Raw genomic sequence first — 25,917 nt, forward strand, 5'->3', positions numbered from 1 at the left:
CTGGGACGGCGGACGGGACGGGCCGCCGCCAGCCTGCCGCAGCCGGGGTGAAGTCCGCGTACCGGGCCCGGGCCAGGGATGTCAGGGAGGGTCAGCGCACGCCGTGGCGCAGGAACGCGCGCGGCAACCGGCCGAGGCCGCCGAGGCGGGCGTCGTCGGCCGGCGAGGTCTGCGCGTCGAGCCCGAGCCGGGCGGGCACCGCGCCGGACGGGTTGAGCAGCGAGCCGCCCAGGACGCCGCGGTCGGCCGAGGGCGCCGGGACGGACGCGGGCAGGGTCGCAGCGCCGAGCGCGAGGGCGCCGATGGCGAGCCCGGAGACGGCGGCACCCGTGCCGAACCGCATGCGGCGCGACGCGGGAGGGCGGCGGCCGTGGTCGACGCCGGTGGCGGGGGCCGAGGCGGGCGCGGCCGGCGCGGGCTCGGTGCGCAGCACCGAGACGAGCTGTCCCTCGGCGGTGACGGCCAGCCCGGCGGGCGGGGCGGGCAGCTCGGTGTCCTGCGGGATCGAGCGCAGCGACATCAGCAGCGACGACGGCAGCGACGGGCACGACGCCCCGCGCAGCGCGGTGCGGGCCTGGCGCTGCGCGACGACCTCGGCCGCGCAGTCGGGACAGGCGTCGACGTGGGCGGAGGCGCGGGCGTGCGGGCGCCGGGCGAGCTCGTCGTCGACGAAGGCCACGACGGCGTCCGAGGTCAGGTGCGTCTGCCCCCAGTCGGGCGCGCTCACCGTGAACAGCCGACGCTCGCTCATGCCCTGACCTCCTCCTGCACCGGCGCGCCCGCAGCGGCCCGGTCGCGTTCGATCGCGGCGCGCAGCGCGGCGCGGCCGCGGTGGATCCTGCTCCTCACCGTACCGAGCTTCACGCCGAGCGTGGCACCGATCTCCTCGTAGGACAGGCCCTCGACGTCGCACAGGACGACGGCGGCGCGGAACTCCGGTGGCAGCTCGTCGAGCGCGGCCTGCAGCGCCGGGTCGAGGTGGGTGTCGGAGAAGACCTGCTCGGGCTCCGGGCCGCGGCCGGGGATGCGCTCCGAGTCGTCGGGGAGCGCCTCCATGCGGATGCGCGCGCGGCGGCGGACCATGTCGAGGAACAGGTTGGTGGTGATCCGGTGCAGCCAGCCCTCGAACGTGCCGGGGCGGTAGGACGCGAGGTTGCGGAACACCCGGACGAACGTCTCCTGGGTGAGGTCCTCGGCGTCGTGCGGGTTGCCGGTGAGGCGGTAGGCGAGGCGGTAGACCCGGTCCGCGTGCTCGCGCACGACCTCGTCCCACGTCGGCGGGGTCCACGGCGCACCCTCACCGGGCAGCACCGTCCCCGCGGGCTGGGGGGCGGTGGCGGTGGCCAGGCCGTCGGTCATGATCTTCTCGAACCCTCTCGGCGCGGGTCGTGCTGCTCGGGGCAACGTCCACGGCGTCCGGGGAGTTCCCCGGGCTCCGCTCCACCGGCCGACGACCCCGGCCGATCTGTGCACCACGGTGCCCCATCCTCGTGAACGGTGGGTGAGAACCGACTGAGAGGAACCTGTGAAAGCGCGGCGTCCCCTCCGGCGAGCAGCAGCACAGTAACCTTCCCCCCATGACCGTCCGCACGGACGACGGCTACCCCTGGGCCGTCCGCGACTACGTCGAGGGGTACCTCGCCGAGGACGACGTCATGCGCGACGCGCGCGCCCGCGGCGACGCGATGGGGTGCGCCCCGATCGGTCCCGGCGGCGGCGCCGGCCTGCGCTTCCTCGCGGCGGCGATCGGCGCGCGGGCCGTCGTGGAGATCGGCACCGGCGCGGGCGTCAGCGGGCTGTGGCTGCTCGGCGGGATGAGCCCCGACGGCGTCCTCACCTCGATCGACGTCGACCCGGAGGCCCAGCGCGTCGCGCGGTCGGCGTTCCGGGACGCCGGGTACGCCCCCGGGCGGCTCCGGCTGATCAACGGCATGGGCCTGGAGGTCCTCCCCCGGCTCACCGACGGCGGCTACGACCTGGTCTCGGTCGACGCCAGCAGCACCGACTACCCCCGCTACCTCGACGAGGCGGTGCGGCTGCTGCGCCCGGGCGGCGTCGTCGCGATGGCGGGCGTGCTCACCGGCGGCGTCACCGACCCCGCCGCCGACGACCCGGGCAGCGTCGCGCTGCGCGAGGTCGCGCGCCAGGTCCGCGACGACGAGCGCCTCGTGCCGCTCCTGCTGCCCCTGGGCGACGGACTGCTGGCCGCCGTCGTCGCCACCTGATCGAGTGCCCCCGCGCACGGCGCGAACTGGATCTTGCATTACCGTCCTGCCCGGCCGAGATGCCTCGGTGAACGGATCAGAGAGGACGACACACCCGTGACGCAGACCCTCAACGCCATCCTGCTGGACCCGACCCGGCGGCCCACCGTCGTGACGGACCTCCAGACGCTGGTCGACCAGGAGGTCTCGGACTCCGGCGGTGTCTCCGGCGCCGTCATCAAGACCGGGTACGCCACGGTCAAGAAGGTCAAGCCGGGCATCGTGAGCAGTGCCGTCGACAAGATGCTGCCCGACTTCGCCACCGCGCTGGAGCCCTTCTACGCCGACTACCGCGCGAGCGCGGGCACCGACTTCGGCGCCTACCTGTCGGCCCGCCCGGCCGAGGCGGCCAACGCGCTGCTGTCGGTCAGCGACCGCCGCGCCGAGGGCAGCAGCTCCGACGCCGTCAAGAAGGTCTACGGCAAGCTCCGTCCCCAGGGCCAGAAGAACGTCGAGGAGGCGCTCCCCCGCCTGGGCCGCCTGATCGACCAGCACGCCGCCCGCGCCGCGGTCTGACCGCAGCGGCACCCGAGCGCACCGACGCGCCGTCCCGGACCTCCGGGGCGGCGCGTCCTGCGTTCCCGGGGGGCCGGGACCTGGCGCTGCCGCGCCTCGTGAGTGGCGATCGTGGCTCCGGCCACGGTTGCCACTCACGGGGGTCAGAGCGCGGTCATGCCTTTCCCGAGCACGACGACCCCACCGGGGCTGACGGTGTAGCGGGCCCGGTCGGTGGCCAGGTCGACGCCCACGAGCGCGCCGTCGGGGATCTGCACGTTCTTGTCGAGGATCGCCCCGCGCACGACGGCCCCGCGGCCGATCCGCACGCCCGGCAGGATCACCGAGTCGGACACCTCCGCGCCCGCGTGCACCAGCACGTTCGGGCTGATCACCGACCGGCGCACGATGGCCCCGGAGATGATCGTGCCGGAGCCGACGATCGAGTCCTGCGCGATGCCGCCCTCCACGAACTTCGCCGGCGGCAGCGGCGCGGACGCCGTGCGGATCGGCCAGCGGTCGTTGTAGAGGTTGAAGATCGGGTGCACCGACCACAGGTCGTTGTGCGCCTCGTAGTAGGCGTCGATGGTGCCGACGTCGCGCCAGTAGCCCGAGTCGCGGTCGGTGGCGCCGGGCACCACGTTCTCCGCGAAGTCGTAGACCGAGGCCTGCCCCTCGTCGACCAGGCGGGGGATGATGTCGCCGCCCATGTCGTGCTCGGAGTCGCCGTTCTCGGCGTCGGCGCGCAGCGCCTCGAGCAGCACCTCGGTGGTGAAGACGTAGTTGCCCATCGACGCGAACGTCACGTCGGGGTCGTCGGGCACCGACGGCGGGTCGGAGGGCTTCTCCAGGAACTCGATGATCTTCCCGGACTCGTCGGAGTTGATGACGCCGAACGCCTTCGCCTCCGCGCGCGGCACCCGGATCCCGGCGACGGTGACGCCCGCGCCGCTCTCGATGTGCTGGGTGATCATCTGCGCCGGGTCCATGCGGTAGACGTGGTCGGCACCGAAGACCGCGATGTAGTCGGGGCGCTCGTCGTAGACGAGGTTGAGGCTCTGGAAGATCGCGTCGGCGCTGCCGGTGTACCAGCGGCGGCCGAGCCGCTGCTGCGCCGGGACCGTGGTGATGTACTGCCCGAGCACGCTCGAGAGCCGCCACGTCGTGGAGATGTGCCGGTCGAGGCTGTGCGACTTGTACTGCGTGAGCACGCAGATGCGGTGCAGGCCCGCGTTGACCAGGTTCGACAGCACGAAGTCGATCAACCGGTAGTTGCCGCCGAAGGGCACCGCGGGCTTGGCGCGGTCGGCGGTGAGCGGCCACAGCCGCTTGCCCTCGCCACCCGCCAGGACGATCCCCAGCACGTTGGCCGACAGAGGGCGGGGCGCGGCGGCCGACAGCCGAGCGCCCGTCACAGCAGCCATCCCCGCACCGTCACGGTGGTGACCCTAGTGCGCCGACACCGTGCGCGGCCACAGCTGGAGGCGTGCAGAAGACGACAGCGCGCCGAACGCCCGGGGCGGCTACGGTGCACGGCGTGCGCATCGGCCTGCTCACCCGTGAATACCCGCCCGACGTCTACGGGGGGGCCGGGGTCCATGTCGAGCACCTGGTTCCTGCTCTGCGGTCGCTGGTCGACGTCGATGTCCACTGCTTCGGGGAACCCCGTCCGGAGGCACTCGACACCCACGCGCACCGCGCACCCGGCGCGCTGGCGGGCGCCAACCCCGCCCTGCAGACCCTCGGCGTCGACCTGTCGATGGTGGCGGGGCTCGAGGGCGTCGACCTCGCGCACTCCCACACCTGGTACGCCAACATGGCCGGGCACCTGGCGAAGATCCTGCACGGCGTGCCGCACGTCGTCACCGCGCACTCGCTGGAGCCGCGCCGGCCGTGGAAGGCCGAGCAGCTCGGCGGCGGCTACCGGCTCTCGTCCTGGGTGGAGCGCACGTCCTACGAGTACGCCGACGCCGTGATCGCGGTGAGCGCCGGGATGCGCACCGACGTGCTCGAGTGCTACCCCGCGCTCGACCCCTCGCGCGTGCACGTCGTCCACAACGGCATCGACACCGACTTCTACCACCCCGACGCCGGGCGCGACGCCGTCCGCGCGGCGGGCGTCGACCCCGACCGGCCGATCGTCGTCTTCGTCGGGCGGATCACCCGGCAGAAGGGGCTGGGGCACCTCGTCGCGGCCGCGCACCACATCGACCCGAGCGCGCAGGTCGTGCTCTGCGCCGGCGCCCCGGACACCCCCGAGATCGCCGAGGAGACCGAGAAGGCCGTCGCCGAGCTCGCGTCCTCGCGCGGCAACGTCGTGTGGGTCAAGGGCATGCTGCCCACCGCCGACGTGCGGCAGCTGCTCTCCGCGGCCACCGTGTTCGTCTGCCCCTCGGTCTACGAGCCGCTGGGCATCGTCAACCTCGAGGCGATGGCCTGCGGCACCGCCGTCGTGGCGTCGGACGTGGGCGGGATCCCGGAGGTCGTCGACGACGGCGTCACCGGCACGCTCGTGCACTTCTCCGACCAGGGTTCCGGCCACGAGCACGAGCAGGAGGCGTTCCGCACCGGCCTGGCCGACGCCGTCAACGCCCTGCTCGCCGACCCCGCCCGCGCCGCGGCGATGGGCGCCGCCGGGCGGGAGCGCGCCGTGCGCGAGTTCGCGTGGGAGCAGGCGGCCGAGCGGACCGTGGAGATCTACCGCGCGCTCGTCTGAGCCGCGCACCCCGCCACAACGACGAACGGCACCCGCCGCGCGGGGTCGCGCGGGGGTGCCGTGCCGTTCGGCGGGCCGGGACCGGCCCGCGGTGGCGTCAGCCGGATGCGGCCTTGAGGGCGTCGCCGAGGTCGCTGGCCTCTTCGGCCGACATCTCCACGACCAGGCGGCCACCGCCCTCCAGCGGGACGCGCATGACGATGCCGCGCCCCTCCTTGGTCACCTCCAGGGGACCGTCACCGGTACGGGGCTTCATAGCCGCCATCTCGTGCTCCTCCGTCGTCCAGTTCTGCTCCGGCACCGCCGCGCCGGGGAGAGCGCGGGCCGGGATGCCCGGTACCCATCTTTCCTCATCGGAGGGACAGGGTCGCAACCGGAGCGATCAATCGGCACGAGGTTCACGCTGCGGAGCGGCGAGCCAACACTCCGCGACGTGGTCGTCGACCAGTCCGGCCGCCTGCATCAGGGCGTAGCAGGTGGTCGGCCCGACGAACCGCAGCCCGCGCCGCTTGAGCTCCTTGGCCATCGCGACGGACTCCGGGCTCGTGGCGGGCACGTCGGCGAACGTCGCAGGGGGGACGTGCGACGCCGGCGCGAACGACCACAGCAGCTCGTCGAGCGGGGTGTCGAGGTCGAGCACCGCGCGCGCGTTGGCGATCGTCGCCTCGATCTTGAGGCGGTTGCGCACGATCCCCGCGTCGGCGAGGAGGCGGGCGACGTCGGCCTCGCCGAACGCGGCCACGGCCGAGGGCTCGAAGCCCGCGAACGCCGCACGGAACGCGGGGCGCTTGCGCAGGATGACGATCCAGGACAGCCCGGACTGGAAGCCCTCCAGGCTCAGCCGCTCGAACATCGCGGTGACGCCGCGCAGCGGACGGCCCCACTCGTCGTCGTGGTAGGCGGTGTACTCGGGGGCGGAGCCCGCCCAGGAGCACCGGACCCTAGAGTCCGGCACCCCGCCCGTCCCGCTCGCGCCGGTACTGCTTCTCGCACTGCTGCGCCATCTTCCGCAGCGACATCTCGACGCCCGCACGGAACGCCGGGCGCACCAGCGGCCAGCCGGCGCGGCCGAGGGCGCCCAGCGGCAGGTCGAGCAGCTCGGTCCACAGGAACCGCGCGCGCTCGGGGCCGAGCTCGACGACCTCGAACACGCCGTCGCCCCGCACGACCTTCCCGGTGTGCCGCACCACGCAGCGCTTCGGGGGGTCCCACTCGACGATGTCCATCGTGTCGGCGACGCCCAGCGGGCCGATGCCGGTGACGGCGCGCAGCTGCGCCCCCAGCTCGCGGCCGTCGCCGCCACCGACGACCTCCACGCGCGTGCCGAGCATCCAGTCGCCCTGCCCCGGCCAGTCGGTGACCGTGCGCCAGACGGCCTCGGCGGGGGCGTTGACGTCGACGGGGACGGTCAGCTCGACCCACTGGGGATGAGCGCTGCTGGTCATGACGCCGATCCTCCCAGGCCCCGCTCGTCGGCGCTCGCGACGCCCGCCTCGAGCTCGGCGATCCGGCCCAGCAGTCCGTCGCGCTCGGCGCCGACGCGGTCGAGCTCCTCGGCGAGGCGGTCGAGCACCCAGTCGACCTCGGTCATCCGGTAGCCGCGCACGGCCTGGGGGAACCGCAGCTCGCGGACGTGCTCACCGGCGATCTCGCCCGACGGGAGGCGCGTGGGCGTGGCGTCGGGCGCGAGCGGCGCCAGCTCCTCGCCGCGGCCGAAGACCAGCGCCGCGACCCCGAAGAACGCCGCCGCGACGAGCACGACGACGAACAGGTAGATCAGCGCGGTCCCCACCCGGTGATGGAACCACGGGACCCCGACACCGTGGCCATCGGCGGCCGTTCCGCGACCGGCGCGTCGGAGGTCGTGGGCAGCCACTCGCCGCCCACCTGGACGAACTGGGTGAGCGACCCTCCGGGGTCGGCCAGCCCGCTGCGCGACAGCGCCGCCGCCACGATCTGGCGCGACATCACCCCGAGCTGCAGCAGCGACCGGTTGCGGTGCTTGCGCACGCCGAGGTTGACCTGCGCGAGCGCGTCGAGGCCCAGGCGCGCGTGCGTGTCGAGCAGCAGCCCGATCTCGACGCCGTACCCGGTGGCGAACGGCACCGCCTCCAGCAGCGCGCGCGTGGCGGCGTACTCGCCGCCCAGGGGCTGCACGATCCCGGCGAGCTCCGGGCGCAGCGCGGCCAGCAGCGGCCGGGCGACCAGCTCGGTGACGCGCCCGCCGCCGGTGTCGCTGTCGGTGGTCTCCACGCGCAGCGGGCGCCGGTAGAAGCCCTTGACCAGCGCCACCCCCTGCTCGGCGAGCAGCGGGCCGAGCAGCGCGGGCACGAAGCCCGGGTCGAAGTCGACGAGGTCGGAGTCGAGGAAGCAGATCACGTCGCCGCTGGTGGCGGCGAGCGAGCGCCACAGCACCTCGCCCTTGCCCGGCAGCGGCTGCAGGTCGGGCAGCACGTCGGAGCGGTGCACGACGCGGGCGCCCGCGGCCGTCGCCCGTTCGACGGTGCGGTCGGTCGACCCGGAGTCGACGACGACCAGCTCGTCCACCAGCGGCGCGGGGCCGGTCGTGAGCGGGAGGATGGCGGTGACGATGGCGCCGACCGTGTCCTCCTCGTCGAGCGCGGGGAGCACGACCGACACGCGGCGTCCGGCCTTGCGGGCCACCAGCCCGTCGACCGTCCACTCGGGTTCCTGCCAGGTGCGGCGGACGAACCAGGTCTCGGTGCTGGGTTGCACGGGTTCTCCTGCTAGGCGAGAGCGCGGACGGTACGGACCGGAGTCCGGGTACCCGCTATCGCCGCGACCATGTCCACCGTACGGCGCGTCGCGGCCACCTCGTGGGCGCGGAAGACCCGGCAGCCCGCCGCCGCGGCGAGCGTGGTGGCCGCGAGCGTGCCCTCGAGGCGCTCGTGCAGCTCCACGCCGAGGGTCTCCCCCACGAAGTCCTTGTTCGACAGCGCCATCAGCACCGGCCAGCCGGTGGCCACGAGCTCGTCGACGCGGCGCAGCAGCGTGAGGCCGTGGAAGGTGTTCTTGCCGAAGTCGTGCGTGGGGTCGACGAGGATCCCCTCGCGCGGCACGCCGAGCGCGACGAGCCGCTCGGCCTGCCCGACGACGTCGGCGAGCACGTCGGCGACGACGTCGGCGTAGCGCACGCGGTGCGGGCGCCGGCGCGGCACCGCTCCCCCGGTGTGCGAGCAGACGATCCCGGCCCCGGTGCCCGCTGCGACCTCCCCCAGCGTCGGGTCGGCGCCCGCCCAGGTGTCGTTGAGCAGGTCGGCGCCCTCGGCCACCGCCAGCTTGCCGACCTCGCCGCGCCAGGTGTCGACGCTGATGACGACGTCGGGGTGGCGGTCGCGGACGGCCGCGACGAACGGGACCACGCGCCGGACCTCCTCCGCCGCGTCGACCTCGTCGCCCGGGCCGGCCTTGACCCCGCCGATGTCGACGATGTCGGCGCCCTCGGCCACCGCCGCGTCGACCTTCGCCATCGCGGCGGCGTCGGAGAACGTGGCGCCGCGGTCGTAGAAGGAGTCGGGGGTGCGGTTGACGATGGCCATCACGAGCGCCCGGTCCTGGGCGGGCTCGCGCGTGCCGAAGCGGATCACGTCCCGATGGTGGCACGCCCGCAGGCGTCGAGCGCGGCGGCGACGTCGGTGGTGACGACGAGCCGGGCGAGGGCGTCGGGGGTGACGAAGCCGCGCTCGCCCAGACCGCGGACCCAGTCGAGCAGGCCCGTCCAGTGCCCGTCCGGGTCGAGCAGGACGACGGGCTTGGCGTGCATCCCGAGGTAGCCCGCGGTCCACACCTCGAACAGCTCCTCGCAGGTGCCCAGCCCGCCGGGCAGCGCGAGGAAGGCGTCGGCGTGGGCCTCCATGAGCGCCTTGCGCTCGCGCATGGTGTCGGTGACCAGCAGCTCGTCGGACTCGTGGTCGGCCCACTCGCGCTCGACCATCGAGCGCGGGATGACCCCGGTCGTCCGGGCCCCGCCCGCGCGGGCCGCCCGGGCGACCGCGCCCATCATCGACCGCAGCCCGCCGCCGCTGACCAGCTCCCAGCCGCGCGCGGCGATCCCCGCGCCGACCTCGGCGGCGAGGGCGGGGTAGTGCGGCGCGATCGTCTCGATCGACGCGCAGTAGACGCACACCTTCATGGTTAGTGCGCGTCCTCCCAGGCCTTGTAGGCGTCGTGCACCACGCGGACGGCGTCGTCGACGTCGTCGGTGACGTGCAGCAGCTTGAGGTCCTTCTCGCCGATCTTGCCGTTCTCCAGCACCGACTTGGCGATCCAGTCGTAGAGCCCGCCCCAGTAGTCGCTGCCCAGCAGCACGACCGGGAACTTGGTGACCTTCTTCGTCTGCACCAGCGTCAGCGCCTCGAACAGCTCGTCGAGGGTGCCGAAGCCGCCGGGCAGGCAGACGAACGCCTGCGAGTACTTCACGAACATCGTCTTGCGCGCGAAGAAGTAGCGGAAGTTGATGCCGAGGTCGACCCAGTCGTTGAGGCCCTGCTCGAACGGCAGCTCGATGCCCAGGCCGACCGACAGGCCACCGGCCTCGGAGCAGCCCTTGTTCGCCGCCTCCATCGCGCCCGGGCCACCGCCGGTGATCACGGCGTAGCCGGCCTCGGCGAGCGCGGTGCCCAGCGCGCGGCCCTGGGCGTACTCGAGGTGGTCGCGCGGGGTGCGGGCGGAGCCGAACACCGTGACCGCGCGGGGCAGCTCGGCGAGCATCCCGAAGCCCTCGACGAACTCCGCCTGGATCCGCATGACCCGCCACGGGTCGGTGTGCACCCAGTCGCTGGGGCCGCGGGAGTCGAGGAGGCGCTGGTCGGTGGTGGTGGCCTCCTTGCGGCGCTCCCCGCGGAGCACGACGGGGCCCCTCTGCTTCTCCTCGGGCCGTTGGTCACCGCGTGGGCTCATGGGTCCCAGGGTAGTGATCGGCTCAGCTCGGGCTGTGTCAGGACAGGAAGCGGCGGAGTACGTCCACGGCCTCGGTGATCTGCCGGGTGTCGACGTGCTCCTCGCGGGTGTGGGCGAGGTTCGGGTCGCCGGGGCCGTAGTTGAGCGCCGGGATGCCCAGCGCGGCGAAGCGCGACACGTCGGTCCAGCCGTACTTGGCGCTCGGCGCGGCGCCGGTCGCGGCCACGAACTCGGCCGCCGCGGGAGCCGTGAGCCCGGGCAGCGCGCCGGGTGAGAGGTCGGTGAGCGCCAGGTCGAAGCCGTCGAACACCTCGCGGACGTGCCGCTCGGCGGCCGCGGCGTCGCGGTCGGGGGCGAAGCGGAAGTTGACGGTGACGACGCACTCGTCGGGCACGACGTTGCCGGCCACCCCGCCGGCGATCCGCACCGCCTGCAGGCCCTCGCGGTAGACGCAGCCGTCGATGTCGACGTCGCGCGCGGTGTAGGCGGCCAGGCGCTGCAGCACCGGCGTGGCCGCGTGGATGGCGTTGTCGCCCAGCCACGAGCGGGCGGAGTGGGCCCGGTGCCCGCGCGTCGTGATCTCCGCCCGGAGCGTGCCCTGGCAGCCCGCCTCGACGCCGGCGTTCGTCGGCTCACCGAGGATGGCGAGGTCGGCGACGAGCCAGTCGCGGTGGTCGCGCTCGATGCGCCCGAGCCCGTTGCGCTCGGCCTCGACCTCCTCGCAGTCGTAGAAGACGAAGGTGACGTCGTGGCGCGGCTGCGCGACGGCGGCCGCGAGGTGCGCGATCGTCGCCACGCCGGCCTTCATGTCCGACGTACCGCAGCCGTGCAGCAGGTGCCCCTCCCGCCGGCTCGGCAGGTTGTCGGCGATGGGCACGGTGTCGAGGTGCCCGGCCAGCAGCACCCGGTGCTCCCGCCCCAGCCGCGTCCGCGCGAGCACGGCGTCGCCGGAGCGGAGGACCTCCAGGTGCGGCGCCTGCTCCCCCAGCGCGGCCTGCACCGCGTCCGCCAGCCCGGCCTCGTCCCCGGACACGCTGGGGGTGTCGACGAGGGCGGCGCAGAGGTCGACGGGGTCGGCGAGGAGGTCGAGGCGGGTCACGGGGCGACGGTACCGCCGGTCCGATCCGTGCCCGGGCCGCGACCCACGACCACCGGCCCGGCGCATCCCGGGTGACCCGGGTCGTCCCGGCCGGGAGCGCACCCGGATCACGTCCGCAGCGGTACCCGCCGATGCCCGCCCGGTCCGACGGAGCCCGCCCCTGCTCCTCCCCTTTGCTCTGAGTACGGATACGCACCGCTTCGGAGGCGCTGGTGCGTATCGGTGTCCAGAGCAAAGGGGGCCCGAGGGAAGGGGCTGGGCGGTGGGCCGGTGGGGCGGGTTGTCCACAGGGAGGTCCCGTCGCCACCCTCCGGGCCGGGTTGTCCACAGCGCCGGCCGGCCTGGGCGTCGCCGGACCTGACCCGCAGGCAGCATCGACGCCATGGGCACATCTCCGGGCGACTTCGACGTCGTCGGCCTGGTCCGCGCGGCACGGCGGCGTGCGGACTGCTCGCAGCGCGAGCTGGCCGAGCGGGCCGGCGTGTCGCACTCGACGGTCGCGCGGATCGAGGCCGGCAGGCTCCTCCCGAGCCTGTCGACGCTGCGAGCCGTGCTGGCAGCGGCGGACGTGGCCCTGGTGGCGGTCGACCGCGAGGGACGACTGCTGAGTCCCATGCAGGAGGACCGCGACGACCTGCGCGACGGGGCCGAGCGGCGCTACCCCTCGCACCTGGACGTCGTGCTGGACCCGGTCGACGGCGACTGGTGGGGCGACCGGTACGGCCTGAGCCGGCCGCCGGAGACCTTCCACCGGGACCGCCGCCGGCGCGACGCGCAACGCGCGCGATCGCGGTGGGAGGTACGGGTCGCGCAGACCCGCCACCTGCCGCCGCCGGCGACCGCGCGGGAGTGGCTGCGCCGGTACCCGGACTCGTACTGACCGGCACGGGATACCGTCGGGCCGTGAGCACCGCACCGCGCCGCGAGGGCGCTTCCGGCACCGGCCTGGCCACCGTCACCGCCGACGGGACGGTCCTCGACACCTGGTACCCGGCCCCCGCGCTCGGGCCGGACGCCCCCGACGTGATGTCCGACCTCGAGCCGCTCGCCGGGGCCGACGGGGGCCGCGACGTGTCCACCGTCGTCGTCCGCACCGAGATCTCGTCGCTGGCCGACCCGCCCGTCGACGCCCACGACGCCTACCTGCGGCTGCACCTGCTGAGCCACCGGATCGTCGCGCCGCACGAGGTCAACCTCGACGGCCTGTTCGGGCTGCTCGCCAACGTCGTCTGGACGAACTACGGGCCTTGCGCGGTCACCGGCTTCGAGCTCACCCGCGCCCGGCTCAAGGCGCGCGGGCCGGTCACGGTGTTCGGCGTCGACAAGTTCCCGCGGATGGTCGACTACGTGCTCCCCACCGGCGTCCGCATCGCCGACGCCGACCGCGTCCGGCTGGGTGCGCACCTGGCCGAGGGCACCACGGTCATGCACGAGGGCTTCGTCAACTTCAACGCCGGCACGCTGGGCGCGTCGATGGTGGAGGGCCGCATCTCGGCCGGGGTGGTCGTCGGCGACGGCTCCGACCTGGGTGGCAGCGCCTCGGTGATGGGCACGCTGTCGGGCGGGGGCAAGGAGGTCATCTCGGTGGGCCGCCGCTGCCTGATCGGCGCGAACGCGGGCATCGGCATCTCGCTGGGCGACGACTGCGTGGTCGAGGCGGGCCTCTACGTCACCGCGGGCACGAAGGTCGTGCTGCCCGACGGCACCACCGCCGCCGCCCGCACGCTGTCGGGCCGCGACGGGCTGCTGCTGCGCCGCAACTCCGTGACCGGCGCGGTCGAGGTGCTCCCCCGCACCGGCGACGGCATCGCCCTCAACGCGGATCTCCACAAGAACTGATCTCCGCGACGGGCCGGCTCCGCCGGGAACTAGGCTGCTCGGTCGTGCCCACTGCCGCCCCGCGACGCCTCCGCCGCGTCACCGTCGACTCGCTCGACCTCCCCGCCCCGTTCCTCGCGGCGCCCACCGACGCCCCGCCGCACCACGTGCGCGCCGCCCTGGACCTGCGGCTGCGCGCCATGCTGGCGCACGACCCGGGCACGCGGACCGGGGAGGACATCGAGGACCTGCACCAGATGCGGGTGTCGGTCCGGCGCATGCGCGCGGCGCTCAAGGCGGCGCGGCCGCTGCTCGACCCCGTCTGGGCCGACGGCCTGCGCGCCGAGCTGGGCTGGCTCGGCGGCGCGCTGGGCCCCGTGCGCGACCTCGACGTGATGCTGCTGCGGCTGCGCGCGGAGGTCGCGGCGCTGCCGGAGTCGGAGCAGGAGGCGGGCGCGGTGCTCGTCGAGGCGCTGGCCGCGCAGCGGGTGGTGGCCCGGGCGGAGATGCTGACCGCGCTCGACGCCCCGCGCTACGCCGCGCTCGTCGAGCGCATCGCCGACGCGGTGCGGCTGCCGCTGCCCACGCCGTCGGCGACGCAGGAGCAGCCTGAGCTCGTCGACCTGATCCGCAAGGAGATCGGGCGGATGCACAAGGCCGTCCGCCGCGCCGGGGAGAACCCGCCCGACGCCGAGCTGCACGCCCTGCGCATCCTCGGCAAGCGCGTGCGCTACACCGGCGAGCTCGTGGCGCCCGCCCTGTCCGGCACGCCCACCGGCAAGGCCGTGAAGAAGCTGCTGGGCGCCACCGCCGAGCTGCAGGAGGTCCTGGGCGACCACCAGGACGCGTGCGTGGCCGAGACCCGGATCCGCGAGCTGCTCGACGGCCTCGAGGCGGGCACGGGTGAGCTCGACGCCCACGTCGTGTTCGTGGCGGGCCGCCTCGTCGAGCGGGAGCGCACCCGGGCCGAGGCGAAGCGCGGCGAGTGGCGGGCGGCGTGGGAGCAGGTCGTGGCCGTCACGGTGTAGCCACGTCACGCAGCCGGACGGTCCCCGATCCGCACGATCGCGAACGCCTGCAGCGCGCCCGCGGCCAGCAGGACGGCGATCGCTGCCGGGTAGCCCTGCGTCAGGTCGATCAGGACGCCCATCAGCAGCGGGGCCAGCCCCGCCGCGGTGTAGCCGACACCGAGCGCGAACCCGCTGGTGGCGGCGCTCGCCGCGCCGTCGGGGGTGCGCCAGGCGATCACGGTGAGCCCGAGCGGGAACCCGGCGCCGACGCCGATGCCCATGAGCACCACCCAGACCCACGGGCCGAGCAGCGGGGGCATCGGCAGGGCGGCCGCGCCGACGGTGCCGAGCAGCCCGCACACCAGCGTCAGCGACGCCCAGAACCGCCACCGCCTGCGGCGCTCGGCCAGCGCGGGCGCGAACAGGGCGGCGGGGATCTGCGTGACACTCCACACCGCGAGCAGCAGCCCGGCCTGCGTCGGGCTCCAGCCCTGGCCCTCGTAGTAGGGCGCGAGCCAGGTGAGCCAGCCGTAGAACATGACCGACGTGCCGGCCTGGTAGCAGGCGGTGAGCCGGGTGAACGGGTCGCGCCAGGGCAGCAGGGTCCGGTGCCCGGTGCGCCCGGGCACCGGCACGCGCCGCGCGATCGGCGTCCACACCGCCACCGCGAGCAGCGCGGGCACCGCCCACACGGCCAGCGACCACGACCAGCCGCCCAGTGCGACCGACAGCGGCACGGCCACCGCGCTCGCGATGGTGGCCCCCACCATCATCGAGACGACGTACCCGCCGGTCGCGGCGCCCGCGCGCGACTCCAGGTGCTCCTTGACGACCCCGGAGAGCAGCACGCCGGCGAGCCCGATCCCGGCGCCGACGACGAGGCTGCCGCCGATCAGCGACGCCAGCGCGGGGATCCCGCGCAGCACCCCGCCGAGCGCGACCAGCCCGACCGCGCCGCCGAGCGCGCGCTCGCGCCCGAACCGCGCTCCGACCGCGGGCCCGGCGAACGAGCCGGCGCCCATCATCAGCACGGCCCCGGCCTGCACCAGCCCGGCGACGCCCGCGGACGTCCCGAGCTCGGCGCGGACGGTCTCCAGCAGCGGCGGGTAGCCGGCCAGGGACGCACGGAGGTTCGCGGCCAGCGCCAGCAGGCCGAGCAGGACCACCCACGGCCGCACCGCCGCGGGTCGGGAGGAGAGCGTCACGGGCTGAGCCGCACCACCGCTGCGTCGATGCGCTCGTCGGTGGCGGTGAGCGCCACGCGCACGTGCTGCGCGCCGGCGGGCCCGTAGAACTCGCCGGGCGCCACGAGCACACCCTGCTCGGCGAACGCGCGGACCGTCGTGCGCCCGGGCTCGCCCGCGGTGGCCCAGAGGTAGAGCCCCGCCTCGGAGTGGTCGACGCGCAGGCCCGCCTTCTCCAGCGCCACGCGCAGCCGGGCGCGCCGGGCGGCGTAGACGGCGGCCTGCGCGGCCACGGGCGCGTCGTCGGACGCCGCGGCCTCCATCGCCGCCTGCACCGGCCGCGGCACGATCATGCCGGCGTGCTTGCGCACCTCCAGCAGGGCCGCGACCAGCGCGGGGTCACCGGTGACGAACCCCGCGCGGTACCCGGCGAGGCCCGAGGACTTCGACATCGAGTGGACGGCGAGCAGGCCCTCGTGGGACCCGCCGCAGACGTCCGGGTGCAGGATGGACGAGGCCCCGTCTGAGAGCGACAGATAGCACTCGTCCGACGCCACCACCGCCCCGCGCTCGCGCGCCCAGGACACGACCTTGCGCAGGTGCTCGGGCGGGAGCACCTTGCCGGTCGGGTTCGACGGCGAGTTGACCCAGACCAGCCCGACGCGCGCCGGGCCGAGCGCGGTGAGGCCGTCGGAGCGGACCGCGGTGGCGCCGGCGATCCGGGCGCCCACCTCGTAGGTCGGGTACGCGAGCTCCGGGATGACGACCGTGTCGCCCGACCCCAGCCCCAGCAGCGTCGGCAGCCAGGCCACGAGCTCCTTGGAGCCGATGGTGGGCAGCACCGCGACCGGGTCGACGGTGACGCCGAACCGTCGTGCGAGCGACCCGGCGACGGCGACGCGCAGCGTGGTGGGACCGTGCGTCGTGGGGTAGCCGGGGTCGTCGGCGGCGGGACCGGAGAGCGCGGCCCGCACGCCGGGCGCGATCGGGTCGACGGGCGTGCCGACCGAGAGGTCGACGATGCCGTCGGGGTGGGCCTCCGCCAGCGCCCGGTCCCCGGCGAGGGAGTCCCAGGGGAAGTCGGGGAGCCCGATCACTCGTCGTGGGTCTGCGGCGGCAGGCTCTTCGCCGGCTCGACGTCGAGGTCGGTCTTGCCGACCTTCGAGGCGCCGCCGGGGCTGCCCAGCTCGTCGAAGAAGTCGACGTTGGCCTTGGTGTAGGCCGTCCACTGCTCGGGGACGTCGTCCTCGTAGTAGATGGCCTCGACGGGGCAGACGGGCTCGCAGGCCCCGCAGTCGACGCACTCGTCGGGGTGGATGTACATCATCCGGCCACCCTCGTAGATGCAGTCCACCGGGCACTCTTCGATGCACGCCTTGTCGAGGAGGTCGACGCAGGGCTCGGCGATCACGTAGGTCACGGGTGGGTCCTCCACTCGGGCAGTTCAGGACGGCCCACAGTATGTATCGGCGAGGGGCGCCGTACCCAGCCGGGGCGGTGTGACGCGCGTCGTCGGAGGATGGACCGGTGGATCTCCCCGAGTCGCTCGACGGTCGACGGGTCTCGCTGCGCCACCGCGTCGGCGAGCGCGACGGCCGCCCGCTGCACAGCGACGCCGTCGGCGAGCTGACCCTGGGTGACGACGCCGTCACCGTGCAGACGCGCCGCGGACCGGTGCGCGTCCGGCGCGACGCGGTGGTCGCCGTGCGGGCCGTGCCGCCCGCGGTGCCACGCCGCCCGTCGTGGGCCGTTGTGGCGCGGCTGGAGGAGCTGTGCGCCGACGCCTGGCCCGCGCTGGTCGAGCGGCGGATGGGGGCGTGGCGGCTGCGGGCGGCCGGTGGCTACACCGCGCGGGCCAACACCGCGCTGGCCCTGGGCGACCCGGGCATGCCGGTCCCGGACGCGCTCGACGCCGTGCGCGCCTTCGCCGCGTCCCACGGCGTCCCGCCGCGCGTGACCGTGCCGGCGGGCTCGCCGTGGGACACCGCGGTGGGCCGCGCCGGCTGGGTGCTGGACGCCGGGCACGGCGCCGGGGCGGAGGTCGCGGTGCTGGTGGCCGACCTGCGGACGCTCGCGGCGGCACGCGGAGGCCCGTGGACGGTCACCGCCCCCGAGACCCCCGACGACGACTGGTGGGCGCTCGGCCTGCACGGCGCCCGCCCGACCCCGACGCAGGCGCACGTCGTCGCTCCGCAGGGCGTGCCCACGGCGTTCGTGCTGGCCCGCGACGCCGGCGGGGCCGCGGTGGGCCAGGTGCGCGCGTCGGTCGTCGAGGACCACCTGCACCTGTCCTGGCTGGAGGTGGTGCCCGCCGCGCGCCGCCGCGGCCTGGGGACCGACCTGGTCGCGGCGGCCGCGGCGTGGGGCCGCGGCCGGGGCGCCCGGTTCGGCGTGCTGCAGGTGGCCCTGCACAACACCGGGGCCCGCGCGCTCTACGCGTCGACCGGCTGGACCGAGCACCACCGCTACCGGCACCTCGTGCCGGTCAGGTGACCCCGAGCAGCTTCTCCGCCTCCCGCGCCGCGCGCTGCAGCCCCGACCACTCCCCCAGGTACTTGCCGACGGCGCCGACGACGGGGAGGTTGCCGAGCGCGGAGTGGAACCAGTTGCCGTGCGGGCGCTTGTCGAGCTCACCCTCGACCGCCCACAGCGCCCGGCCCAGCCGCCACACGACCGATGCGACGCGCTGCAGCGTGGGGCGGGAGTCGGCGAGGTCGCCGGTGAGCTCGGCCGCGCGCGCGTCCGCAGCCCGGTCGGCCGCCGCGGTCGGCGCCTCGACGACCAGCTCGCGGCGGAACAGCACCCGCCCCAGCAGGCCGACCAGCCGGTCCTCGTCGTGCACGCCGTGCTCGCCGGCGATCGCCACGAGCAGCAGGCCCTGACCGACCGCGCCGAGCACCGCCGAGACCGGGAGCCGGTTCACGACCGCTCCCCCGATGCCGGGCACCGCCGCGACGAGCGTGGTGAACCGGCCGACCCGGCGCACCCACCAGTGCGAGCGCTCGGCGGGCCCCATCGACGCCCACGCCGCCGTCCCCGGCACCTGGGCGGCGGCCAGGAGGTCGAGCACCTTCTCGCGCACGCCGCGCTCGTCGCCGGTGTCCCGGTCGTCGCCGGCGTCCCCGATGTCCCGGGCGTCCCCGCCGCCCGCCGTCTTCGCGGGCTGCTTCCCGACCCGCGCCCGCAGCCCGAACGGGTCGGTCTCGCGCAGGCCGCGCAGCAGCGGGCGCGTGACCCGCACGAACGGCCGCAGCACCGCCACGACCGCGCCGTCGGAGATCGACTCAGCCATCCAGCTCCCCCTCCACCACGCGGCGCAGGGCCCACAGCCCCGCGCCCAGTCCACCGAACACCAGAGCGCCCGACTGCCAGTTCAGCGGCACCATCATGTCGCCGCCCGGCCCGGCGACGGCCAGCACCGCCACCACCAGGAACCAGGTGACGAGCGGGGCGCCCGCGACGCCCGGCCGGTCGTCGACCTCACCGGCGCGCAGCACCAGCCAGGGCAGGATCAGCGCCGTCAGGACCACGCCCATCGGCACCGGGATCCCGCCGGAGTGGATCTGCGCGAACGCGACGCCGAACGCGCCGAGCAGGGCGCCGTCGAACACCAGGAGCGTGAGCGCGGCGATCCCGGCCAGCCGCGACTCGCCCCGCGGCGCGATCTCCCGCGGCACGGTGCCGGCCGGCGCGGCGGCCCTCACGAGCCGTCCCCGAACAGGCCGCCGGGCGGGCCCGCGAACTCCTCGACGTCCAGCAGGGGCTGCGCCACCCCGTTGCTCATCGCGTAGGCCACCGCGCCGTCCCCCTCCCACACCGAGATCTGCGTGGCGTGCGCCCGCATCGCGGCGATCCTCGCCGCACGCACCCCCGACACGTCCACCCGGGTGGTCACCTCGGCGTCCGGGACGCTCGGCAGGTCGTCGGGCGCGGGCAGCGCGAACGGCACCCCGGGCGTCGCGGCCAGCGCGGCGAGACCCGCGTCGAGCGTCGAGCGGGCGACGACGGTGCAGAACAGCCGCGCGGGCACCCGGGCCACGGCGGCGACCGTGACCTCGTGGGCACGGACGTGGTCGGGGTGGCCGTAGCCCCCGTCGGGGCCGTAGGTGACCACCACGTGCGGTGCCACCTCCTCGAGCACCGCGACGAGGGCGTCGACCTCCGCCTCGAACGCGCCGGGCGCCGCGAACGCCCGCGGGTGCAGCACCTCGGGTGTGGCGGCGCGCACACCGTGCCCGGCCAGGGCCATGCCCGAGTCGCGCCAGCGGCCCGCGCCGCCGAGGAAGCGGTGGTCGGTCAGACCGAGCGCCGCGCAGGCGCCGGCGAGCTCCGCGATGCGGTACCCGCCGAGCTGGTCGGCCTCCGCCGGGACGAGTCCGGCGAGCGCGGGCGGGATCACCTCGCCCTCCTCGCCGAGCGTGCACGTCACGAGCGTGACGGCGGTGTCGGGGGCCGCCGCGAGCACTGCGATCGTGCCGCCGGTCGTCAGCGTCTCGTCGTCGGGGTGGGCGTGCACGAGGACGATCCGGCGGGCCGCTGGGCCTGCGTCCGGAGCGCGGTCGGAGCCGGTCACGGCGTCGAGCGTAGGCGATCTGCCCAGCTCACGAGCCCTTCACACGGTTTGGCGCCGCGCAACTCATTTGTTATCTTCCCGCCTCGTGACTGCGGTTACTGTGCGGTCACCTTGCCCGACTCGCGGCCACGGACGTCATCGCGTCCCCCCGCGCCCGTCAGATTTGGAACCCCGAATGCGATCACGTCGAGTTGCTGCCTGGCTCGCCGTCGGAGTCTCCGCCGCGCTGTTCACCAGCGCGTGCGGGGGCGGCGGCGGCGAAGCTGCGGGCGGTGCCGGTGGCGAAGCCACCGACGCGACCATCAGTGTCAACGGCAGTGAGCCGGAGAACCCGCTCATCCCCGGCAACACGAGCGAGGTGGGTGGCGGCAAGGTCGTCAACGCCCTGTTCTCCGGGCTGGTGGACTACCGCGCCGAGAACGCCGAGCCCTACAACGTGATGGCCGAGTCCATCGAGACCACGGACTCGAAGGTCTACACGATCACGCTCAAGGAGGGCTGGACGTTCCACGACGGGACCCCGGTCACCTCGCAGAGCTACATCGACGCCTGGAACTTCGTCGCGTACTCCCCCAACGGCCAGCAGAACGCGAGCTTCCTGAGCCAGATCCAGGGCTTCGCCGACGTCAACACCGCCGACCCCGACGGCGCGGAGGGCCCCGAGCAGGCCCCGCAGCCGGCGGCCACGGAGATGTCCGGCCTGCGCGCGATCGACGACCGCACCTTCGAGGTGACGCTGTCGGCGCCGTTCTCGGTGTTCCCGACGACCCTGGGCTACCGCGCCTTCGCGCCGCTGCCCGAGGCGTTCTTCACCGACCAGGCGGCCTGGGAGGCCAACCCGATCGGCAACGGCCCGTTCCGGTTCGTGTCCCGCCAGCCCGGCGTCAACATCGTCGTCGAGCGCTGGGACGAGTGGAAGGGCGAGGAGAAGCCCTCGATCGGCGGGGTGGAGTTCCGGTTCTACGAGAGCCCGGACGCCGCGTACGCCGACGTGATCGCCAACAACCTCGACTACCTCGAGGCCATCCCGTCCTCGGCGCTGGTCGGCCAGCTGTTCGAGACCGATCTGCCCGAGCGCAGCGTCAACCAGACCTACCTCGGCAACACGACGATCACCTTCCCGCTGTACGACCCGAAGTACCAGAACCCGCAGCTCCGCCAGGCGATCTCGCTGGCCATCGACCGGGCCGCGGTCAACGACACGGTCTACAACGGGCTGCGCGTCCCGGCCGACGGCTACATCCCGCCGAGCCTCGACGGCTACATCGCCGGCCAGTGCGGCGACCTCTGCGCCTTCGACCCGGCCCGGGCCAAGCAGCTGTTCGACTCGACCGGCTTCACCGGCCCGATCGAGATCAGCTCGAACGTCGACGGCGCCGGCAACCAGGAGGCCTTCCAGGCCGTCTGCGTCTCGATCACGAACGCGCTGGGCGTGCCCTGCAACTTCGTGCCCGTGCCCACGTTCGGCGAGTTCCGCACCACGATCAACGCGTTCCAGGCGACCACGATCTTCCGCACCGGCTGGGTCGCCGACTACCCGTCGATCGAGAACTTCCTGAACCCGCTGTACAAGACCAACGCGTCGTCGAACGACGGCCAGTACAGCAACCCGCAGGTCGACGCGCTCCTCGCGCAGGCCGACGCGGCGCCGTCCACCGAGGCCGGCATCGCGCTCTACCAGGAGGCGGAGCGGGCGGTCCTGAAGGACATGCCGGCGGTCCCGCTGTTCTACTCGACGGTCCAGGCCGGCTGGTCCGACCGCCTGCAGAACGTCACCACCACCCAGTTCCGCGAGCTCGACCTGGCGAGCGTCACCGTTTCCGAGTGAGTCCCACGCCGCGCGGTCGCTAGTGGCGGCGGCCGGGGTGCACCCACCCCGGCCGCCGTCGGCGCCGTGAGACCGGGCTTCCGCCGACCCACGAGGTCGCGCCCGTCCTGAGAGGTGTTCCGTGGGCCGCTACGTCCTGCGCCGCTTGCTCCAACTCGTGCCGGTGTTCCTCGGCACCACGTTCCTGATCTACGTGCTCGTGTGGGCCATCCCGGGCGACCCGTTCGCCGGCAAGTGCGGCGACCGGCCCTGCCCCGACGCCTACGTGTCGGCGATGCGCGACAAGTTCAACCTCGACGACAACATCTTCTCCCAGTACGTGCAGTACCTGGGCAACCTCGTCCGCGGTGACTTCGGGGAGACGTTCTCCGGCATCCAGGTCAGCGAGCTGATCGCCAACGCCTACCCCATCACCATCCGGCTCGCGCTCATCGCGCTCGCGATCGAGGCGCTCATCGGGCTGGCGGCCGGCATCTACACCGGCCTCAAGGGCGGCGGGTTCCTCGACAACCTGGTCCTGATCTCGACGCTGTTCCTCGTCGCCGTGCCCGTGTTCGTCACCGGGTACGTGATCCAGACCTTCCTCGGCCTGCGCCTGGGCCTGATCAGCCCGACGGTCTCGGCCGACGCCCCGTTCTCCGAGCTGATCGTGCCCGGGTTCGTGCTCGGCAGCCTGTCGATGGCCTACGTCACCCGGCTCACGCGCACCTCGATCGCGGAGAACCAGAAGGCCGACTACGTCCGCACCGCCGTCGCGAAGGGCCTCGCGCCCCGCCGCGTCATCGGCGTGCACCTGCTGCGCAACTCCGCCATACCCGTCATCACGTTCCTGGGCACCGACCTGGGGGCGCTGATGGGCGGCGCGATCGTCACCGAGGGCATCTTCAACATCCGCGGCATCGGCGGGCTCGTGTTCCGTGCGATCGTCACCAAGGAGGGCGTCACGGTCACCGGCGTGGTCGTCCTCCTCGTCATCGTCTACCTGCTGATGAACCTGCTGGTCGACGTCGTCTACGCCGTTCTCGACCCGAGGATCCGCCTTGACTGACCCCCAGGCTCTCGCCACCGCAGGACCGGTCGCCGAGGCGAGTCCCGCCCTCGGCGCCGGGCCCTCCACCGGGCGGGCGCGCAGCCTGTCCTCCGACGCCTGGCACGACCTGCGGCGCAGGCCGCTGTTCCTGGTCTCCGCCACGCTGATCGCGATCCTGCTGGTCATGGCGGTGTTCCCGCAGCTGTTCACGTCGGTCGACCCCAGCGCCGGCGACCTGTCACGGGCCCGCCAGGCCCCGTCCGCGGACGCGATCTTCGGCTACGACGCACTGGGCCGCGACGTGTTCGCCCGCGTCATCCACGGCACCCGCGTCTCGATCGTCGTCGGCGTGCTGGCCACCACGCTCACCGTGCTCATCGGCGGCACGCTCGGCATCGTCGCCGGCTTCTACGGCGGCTGGGGCGACTCGCTGCTCTCGCGCTTCGCCGACGTGTTCTTCGGCCTGCCGTTCGTGCTCGGCGGCATCGTCATCCTCTCGACCTTCCGCGACACGGTCGGCGGCGGCGCCGTCGGCATCACCTCACTGGTCATCATGACGATGGCGCTGCTGTCCTGGCCGGTCAGCATGCGGATCATGCGCTCCGCGGCGATCGCGGCCCGCAACCAGGACTACGTGCGCGCCGCGCGCGGCCTCGGTGCCGGCCCGTGGCGGATCATCGTCCGGCACATGCTGCCCAACTGCGCCGCCCCGGTGCTCGTCTACGCCACGATCGCGCTCGGCGCGTTCATCGGCGCGGAGGCCACGCTGTCGTTCCTGGGCATCGGGCTGCGCGACCCGGTCGTCTCGTGGGGCGTCATGATCAGCGAGGCGCAGACCTCGCTGCGGGTGGCGCCCACGCTGCTGCTGTTCCCCGGCGCCTTCCTCGTCGTCACCGTGCTGGCGTTCGTGATGCTCGGCGACGCCGTCCGCGACGCCTTCGACCCGAAGGGACGCTGACGTGACCGCATCGACCCCTCCTATCTCGAAGAACGGCGCCGCGCCCGAGCCCCTGCTCGAGGTCGACGACCTGCACGTCGAGTTCCGCACCCGCGACGGCGTCGCGAAGGTGCTCAACGGCGTCAGCTACTCGGTGGCGGCGGGCGAGACGCTCGCCGTGCTCGGCGAGTCGGGGTCGGGCAAGTCCGTCACGGCCAACACCGTCATGGGCATCCTCCCGGTGCCGCCGGGCGAGATCACGTCCGGCGCGATCCGCTACCGCGGCGAGGAGCTGCTCACCGCCTCCGACGAGCGCCGCCGCGAGCTCCGCGGCGAGAACATCGCGATGATCTTCCAGGACGCGCTGTCGGCGCTGAACCCCGTCTACACCGTGGGGTTCCAGATCGGCGAGCAGCTGCGCACCCGGCGCGGGATGAGCCGGCGCGACGCCGAGAAGCGGGCGGTCGAGCTGCTCGACCAGGTCGGCATCCCCGGCGCCACGCAGCGGGTGCGCAACTACCCGCACGAGTTCTCCGGCGGCATGCGGCAGCGCGCGATGATCGCGATGTCGCTGGCGCTGGACCCCGACGTGCTCATCGCCGACGAGCCCACCACGGCACTCGACGTCACGGTGCAGGCCCAGATCATGGACCTGCTCTCCGACATCCAGGCCGAGCGGCACATGGGCCTGATCCTCATCACGCACGACCTGGGCGTCGTCGCCGAGGTCGCCGACCGGATCGCCGTCATGTACGCGGGCCGGATCGTCGAGAACGCCGACGTCCACGAGCTGTACGGCAACCCCTGCCACCCCTACACCCGGTCGCTGCTGGAGTCGATCCCGCGGCTGGACAGCAAGGGCACCGAGCTGCGCGCCATCAAGGGCCTGCCGCCGAACCTGACGAACATCCCGTCGGGCTGCCCGTTCCACCCCCGTTGCCCCATGGCCGTCGACCGCTGCCGGGAGGTCGTGCCCCCGCTGGAGGTGCTGCCCGGCGGCCGGTCGTCGGCCTGCCTGTTCGCCGAGGAGCTGGTGAGCGCATGACCCCCGTCCTGGAGGTCGAGAACCTGGTCAAGCACTTCCCGGTCCGCGTCGGCGTGGCGGTGAAGCGCACCGTCGGGCACGTCAAGGCCGTCGACGGCGTCAGCTTCACCCTCGGCAAGGGCGAGACGCTGGGCGTCGTCGGGGAGTCGGGCTGCGGCAAGTCGACGCTGGCGCAGGTGCTGATGCGCCTGGAGCCGCCGACGTCGGGCGCGGTGCGGTTCCACGGCGAGGACGTCTTCGGCAAGCGCGGCAAGGAGCTCAAGGCGCTGCGCCGGCAGATCCAGATCGTGCTGCAGGACCCGTACACCTCGCTCAACCCGCGCATGACCGTCGGCGACATCATCGGCGAGCCGTTCGAGATCCACCCCGAGGTGGCCCCGAAGGGCGACCGCCGGAGGAAGGTGCAGGACCTGCTCGACGTCGTCGGCCTCAACCCCGACTTCATCCACCGCTACCCGCACCAGTTCTCCGGCGGCCAGCGCCAGCGCATCGGCATCGCCCGCGCGCTCGCGCTGCGCCCCGAGGTGATCATCTGCGACGAGCCGGTGTCGGCGCTCGACGTCTCCATCCAGGCGCAGGTGATGAACCTGCTCGGCGACCTGCAGCGCGAGTTCGGGCTGTCGTACGTCTTCATCGCGCACGACCTGTCGGTGGTGCGGCACCTGTCGGACCGCGTCGCCGTCATGTACCTGGGCAAGATCGTCGAGATCGGCACCGAGGACGAGATCTACACGCGCCCGTCGCACCCGTACACGCAGGCGCTGCTCTCGGCGGTGCCGGTGCCCGACCCGTCGGTCCGGGTGGGCCGCAAGCGGATCCGGCTCACCGGCGACGTCCCGAGCCCGGTCAACCCCCCGTCGGGCTGCCGGTTCCGCACGCGGTGCTGGAAGGCCACCGACATCTGCGCCGAGGAGGAGCCCGCCCTGGTGGAGCGCTCCGGCGGCCACCCGAGCGCGTGCCACCACGCCGAGGAGCAGTACCTGCTCCCGACCTGAGCC

At 74.1% G+C, this 25,917-nt stretch carries 30 protein-coding genes; 12 read left to right on the plus strand and 18 right to left on the minus strand.

Annotated elements, in window-relative coordinates; genetic code table 11:
• Nucleotides 1-91: 91 nt before the first annotated feature.
• Together HOP40_RS03100 and sigE are read right to left on the minus strand one after the other, a co-directional pair.
• Complete coding sequence (locus tag HOP40_RS03100; RefSeq protein WP_172154449.1) at nt 92-751, minus strand: zf-HC2 domain-containing protein; 660 nt, start codon at nt 749-751, stop codon at nt 92-94.
• The gene (sigE, locus tag HOP40_RS03105; RefSeq protein ID WP_172154451.1) at nt 748-1,359 is read right to left on the minus strand and encodes an RNA polymerase sigma factor SigE; all 612 of its coding nucleotides are present in this window, start codon (nt 1,357-1,359) and stop codon (nt 748-750) included. The genes HOP40_RS03100 and sigE overlap by 4 nt, the downstream gene beginning before the upstream one ends.
• Nucleotides 1,360-1,577: 218 nt before the next feature.
• Here sigE and HOP40_RS03110 point away from each other — a divergent pair, with 218 nt between their 5' ends.
• Nucleotides 1,578-2,225 carry an O-methyltransferase gene (locus tag HOP40_RS03110; RefSeq protein ID WP_172154453.1) on the plus strand — a complete coding sequence of 216 codons (648 nt, stop codon included), beginning with the start codon at nt 1,578-1,580 and terminating at the stop codon, nt 2,223-2,225.
• Nucleotides 2,226-2,321: 96 nt separating this feature from the next.
• On the plus strand, nt 2,322-2,780 hold the full coding sequence (locus tag HOP40_RS03115; RefSeq protein ID WP_172154455.1) for a DUF6918 family protein: 459 nt from the start codon (nt 2,322-2,324) through the stop codon (nt 2,778-2,780).
• Between the two features lie 143 nt (nt 2,781-2,923).
• Here HOP40_RS03115 and glgC read toward each other — a convergent pair whose 3' ends face one another.
• Nucleotides 2,924-4,183: a glucose-1-phosphate adenylyltransferase gene (gene glgC, locus HOP40_RS03120; RefSeq protein WP_172154457.1), complete on the minus strand. Its 1,260-nt coding sequence runs from the start codon at nt 4,181-4,183 to the stop codon at nt 2,924-2,926.
• 113 nt (nt 4,184-4,296) lie between these two features.
• Between glgC and glgA the strand changes: the two genes are divergently transcribed.
• Nucleotides 4,297-5,475, plus strand: a complete 1,179-nt coding sequence (gene glgA, locus HOP40_RS03125; RefSeq protein WP_172154459.1) for a glycogen synthase — start codon at nt 4,297-4,299, stop codon at nt 5,473-5,475.
• Between the two features lie 97 nt (nt 5,476-5,572).
• Here glgA and HOP40_RS03130 read toward each other — a convergent pair whose 3' ends face one another.
• From HOP40_RS03130 to dapE, 9 genes are all read right to left on the minus strand, one after another.
• On the minus strand, nt 5,573-5,740 hold the full coding sequence (locus HOP40_RS03130) for a DUF3117 domain-containing protein (protein WP_084211001.1): 168 nt from the start codon (nt 5,738-5,740) through the stop codon (nt 5,573-5,575).
• 117 nt (nt 5,741-5,857) lie between these two features.
• Nucleotides 5,858-6,430: a DNA-3-methyladenine glycosylase I gene (locus HOP40_RS03135; RefSeq protein WP_172154461.1), complete on the minus strand. Its 573-nt coding sequence runs from the start codon at nt 6,428-6,430 to the stop codon at nt 5,858-5,860.
• Entirely contained in the window at nt 6,417-6,920 is a 504-nt protein-coding gene (locus HOP40_RS03140) for an SRPBCC family protein (RefSeq protein WP_172154463.1), read from the minus strand. Before HOP40_RS03140 ends, HOP40_RS03135 begins: the two co-directional genes overlap by 14 nt.
• Nucleotides 6,917-7,267: a DivIVA domain-containing protein gene (locus tag HOP40_RS03145; protein ID WP_172154465.1), complete on the minus strand. Its 351-nt coding sequence runs from the start codon at nt 7,265-7,267 to the stop codon at nt 6,917-6,919. Before HOP40_RS03145 ends, HOP40_RS03140 begins: the two co-directional genes overlap by 4 nt.
• The gene (locus HOP40_RS03150; RefSeq protein WP_172154467.1) at nt 7,252-8,211 is read right to left on the minus strand and encodes a glucosyl-3-phosphoglycerate synthase; all 960 of its coding nucleotides are present in this window, start codon (nt 8,209-8,211) and stop codon (nt 7,252-7,254) included. The genes HOP40_RS03145 and HOP40_RS03150 overlap by 16 nt, the downstream gene beginning before the upstream one ends.
• Nucleotides 8,212-8,222: 11 nt before the next feature.
• The gene (folP, locus tag HOP40_RS03155; protein WP_172167751.1) at nt 8,223-9,035 is read right to left on the minus strand and encodes a dihydropteroate synthase; all 813 of its coding nucleotides are present in this window, start codon (nt 9,033-9,035) and stop codon (nt 8,223-8,225) included.
• Between the two features lie 44 nt (nt 9,036-9,079).
• Nucleotides 9,080-9,628: an LOG family protein gene (locus HOP40_RS03160; RefSeq protein ID WP_172154469.1), complete on the minus strand. Its 549-nt coding sequence runs from the start codon at nt 9,626-9,628 to the stop codon at nt 9,080-9,082.
• A 2-nt stretch (nt 9,629-9,630) separates the two neighbouring features.
• Nucleotides 9,631-10,395, minus strand: a complete 765-nt coding sequence (locus tag HOP40_RS03165) for an LOG family protein (protein WP_172154471.1) — start codon at nt 10,393-10,395, stop codon at nt 9,631-9,633.
• Between the two features lie 37 nt (nt 10,396-10,432).
• Nucleotides 10,433-11,494, minus strand: coding sequence for a succinyl-diaminopimelate desuccinylase (gene dapE, locus HOP40_RS03170; RefSeq protein WP_205347063.1), 1,062 nt, complete (start codon nt 11,492-11,494; stop codon nt 10,433-10,435).
• A gap of 382 nt (nt 11,495-11,876) precedes the next feature.
• Here dapE and HOP40_RS03175 point away from each other — a divergent pair, with 382 nt between their 5' ends.
• From HOP40_RS03175 to HOP40_RS03185, 3 genes are read left to right on the plus strand one after another with little or no spacing between them, the layout of a single operon-like run.
• Nucleotides 11,877-12,374 carry a helix-turn-helix domain-containing protein gene (locus tag HOP40_RS03175; protein WP_172154475.1) on the plus strand — a complete coding sequence of 166 codons (498 nt, stop codon included), beginning with the start codon at nt 11,877-11,879 and terminating at the stop codon, nt 12,372-12,374.
• 23 nt (nt 12,375-12,397) lie between these two features.
• Nucleotides 12,398-13,333, plus strand: a complete 936-nt coding sequence (dapD, locus tag HOP40_RS03180) for a 2,3,4,5-tetrahydropyridine-2,6-dicarboxylate N-succinyltransferase (RefSeq protein ID WP_172154477.1) — start codon at nt 12,398-12,400, stop codon at nt 13,331-13,333.
• A 44-nt stretch (nt 13,334-13,377) separates the two neighbouring features.
• Entirely contained in the window at nt 13,378-14,340 is a 963-nt protein-coding gene (locus tag HOP40_RS03185; protein WP_240157484.1) for a CHAD domain-containing protein, read from the plus strand.
• 5 nt (nt 14,341-14,345) lie between these two features.
• On the opposite strand, the gene HOP40_RS03190 is transcribed toward HOP40_RS03185, so the two are convergent.
• Genes HOP40_RS03190 through fdxA form a run of 3 tightly spaced genes read right to left on the minus strand, consistent with a single transcriptional unit; the run spans nt 14,346 to nt 16,926 of the window.
• Nucleotides 14,346-15,527: an MFS transporter gene (locus HOP40_RS03190; protein ID WP_172154479.1), complete on the minus strand. Its 1,182-nt coding sequence runs from the start codon at nt 15,525-15,527 to the stop codon at nt 14,346-14,348.
• Nucleotides 15,524-16,603, minus strand: coding sequence for a succinyldiaminopimelate transaminase (gene dapC / locus HOP40_RS03195; protein WP_172154481.1), 1,080 nt, complete (start codon nt 16,601-16,603; stop codon nt 15,524-15,526). The genes HOP40_RS03190 and dapC overlap by 4 nt, the downstream gene beginning before the upstream one ends.
• Nucleotides 16,600-16,926: a ferredoxin gene (gene fdxA / locus HOP40_RS03200; RefSeq protein WP_172154483.1), complete on the minus strand. Its 327-nt coding sequence runs from the start codon at nt 16,924-16,926 to the stop codon at nt 16,600-16,602. The genes dapC and fdxA overlap by 4 nt, the downstream gene beginning before the upstream one ends.
• A gap of 107 nt (nt 16,927-17,033) precedes the next feature.
• Between fdxA and HOP40_RS03205 the strand changes: the two genes are divergently transcribed.
• Nucleotides 17,034-17,999: a GNAT family N-acetyltransferase gene (locus tag HOP40_RS03205; RefSeq protein WP_240157485.1), complete on the plus strand. Its 966-nt coding sequence runs from the start codon at nt 17,034-17,036 to the stop codon at nt 17,997-17,999.
• Here the strand turns inward: HOP40_RS03205 and HOP40_RS03210 are convergent.
• Genes HOP40_RS03210 through mshB form a run of 3 tightly spaced genes read right to left on the minus strand, consistent with a single transcriptional unit; the run spans nt 17,992 to nt 20,079 of the window.
• The gene (locus HOP40_RS03210) at nt 17,992-18,798 is read right to left on the minus strand and encodes a hypothetical protein (RefSeq protein ID WP_172154485.1); all 807 of its coding nucleotides are present in this window, start codon (nt 18,796-18,798) and stop codon (nt 17,992-17,994) included. The genes HOP40_RS03205 and HOP40_RS03210 overlap by 8 nt on opposite strands.
• Entirely contained in the window at nt 18,791-19,210 is a 420-nt protein-coding gene (locus HOP40_RS03215) for a hypothetical protein (RefSeq protein WP_172154487.1), read from the minus strand. Before HOP40_RS03215 ends, HOP40_RS03210 begins: the two co-directional genes overlap by 8 nt.
• The gene (gene mshB, locus HOP40_RS03220; RefSeq protein WP_240157486.1) at nt 19,207-20,079 is read right to left on the minus strand and encodes an N-acetyl-1-D-myo-inositol-2-amino-2-deoxy-alpha-D-glucopyranoside deacetylase; all 873 of its coding nucleotides are present in this window, start codon (nt 20,077-20,079) and stop codon (nt 19,207-19,209) included. Before mshB ends, HOP40_RS03215 begins: the two co-directional genes overlap by 4 nt.
• 358 nt (nt 20,080-20,437) lie before the next feature.
• Between mshB and HOP40_RS03225 the strand changes: the two genes are divergently transcribed.
• The 5 genes from HOP40_RS03225 to HOP40_RS03245 all read left to right on the plus strand — a co-directional run bounded on the left by HOP40_RS03225 (nt 20,438) and on the right by HOP40_RS03245 (nt 25,914).
• Entirely contained in the window at nt 20,438-21,907 is a 1,470-nt protein-coding gene (locus HOP40_RS03225; RefSeq protein WP_240157487.1) for a peptide ABC transporter substrate-binding protein, read from the plus strand.
• Nucleotides 21,908-22,028: 121 nt separating this feature from the next.
• Complete coding sequence (locus tag HOP40_RS03230) at nt 22,029-22,955, plus strand: ABC transporter permease (RefSeq protein WP_172154491.1); 927 nt, start codon at nt 22,029-22,031, stop codon at nt 22,953-22,955.
• The gene (locus HOP40_RS03235; RefSeq protein ID WP_172154493.1) at nt 22,948-23,895 is read left to right on the plus strand and encodes an ABC transporter permease; all 948 of its coding nucleotides are present in this window, start codon (nt 22,948-22,950) and stop codon (nt 23,893-23,895) included. The genes HOP40_RS03230 and HOP40_RS03235 overlap by 8 nt, the downstream gene beginning before the upstream one ends.
• 1 nt (nt 23,896) lies before the next feature.
• Nucleotides 23,897-24,919, plus strand: a complete 1,023-nt coding sequence (locus HOP40_RS03240; RefSeq protein WP_172154495.1) for an ABC transporter ATP-binding protein — start codon at nt 23,897-23,899, stop codon at nt 24,917-24,919.
• Nucleotides 24,916-25,914 carry an ABC transporter ATP-binding protein gene (locus HOP40_RS03245; protein WP_172154497.1) on the plus strand — a complete coding sequence of 333 codons (999 nt, stop codon included), beginning with the start codon at nt 24,916-24,918 and terminating at the stop codon, nt 25,912-25,914. Before HOP40_RS03240 ends, HOP40_RS03245 begins: the two co-directional genes overlap by 4 nt.
• The last annotated feature ends 3 nt before the right edge of the window (nt 25,915-25,917 follow it).

The organism is Pseudonocardia broussonetiae (assembly GCF_013155125.1).
Taxonomy (GTDB): domain Bacteria; phylum Actinomycetota; class Actinomycetes; order Mycobacteriales; family Pseudonocardiaceae; genus Pseudonocardia; species Pseudonocardia broussonetiae.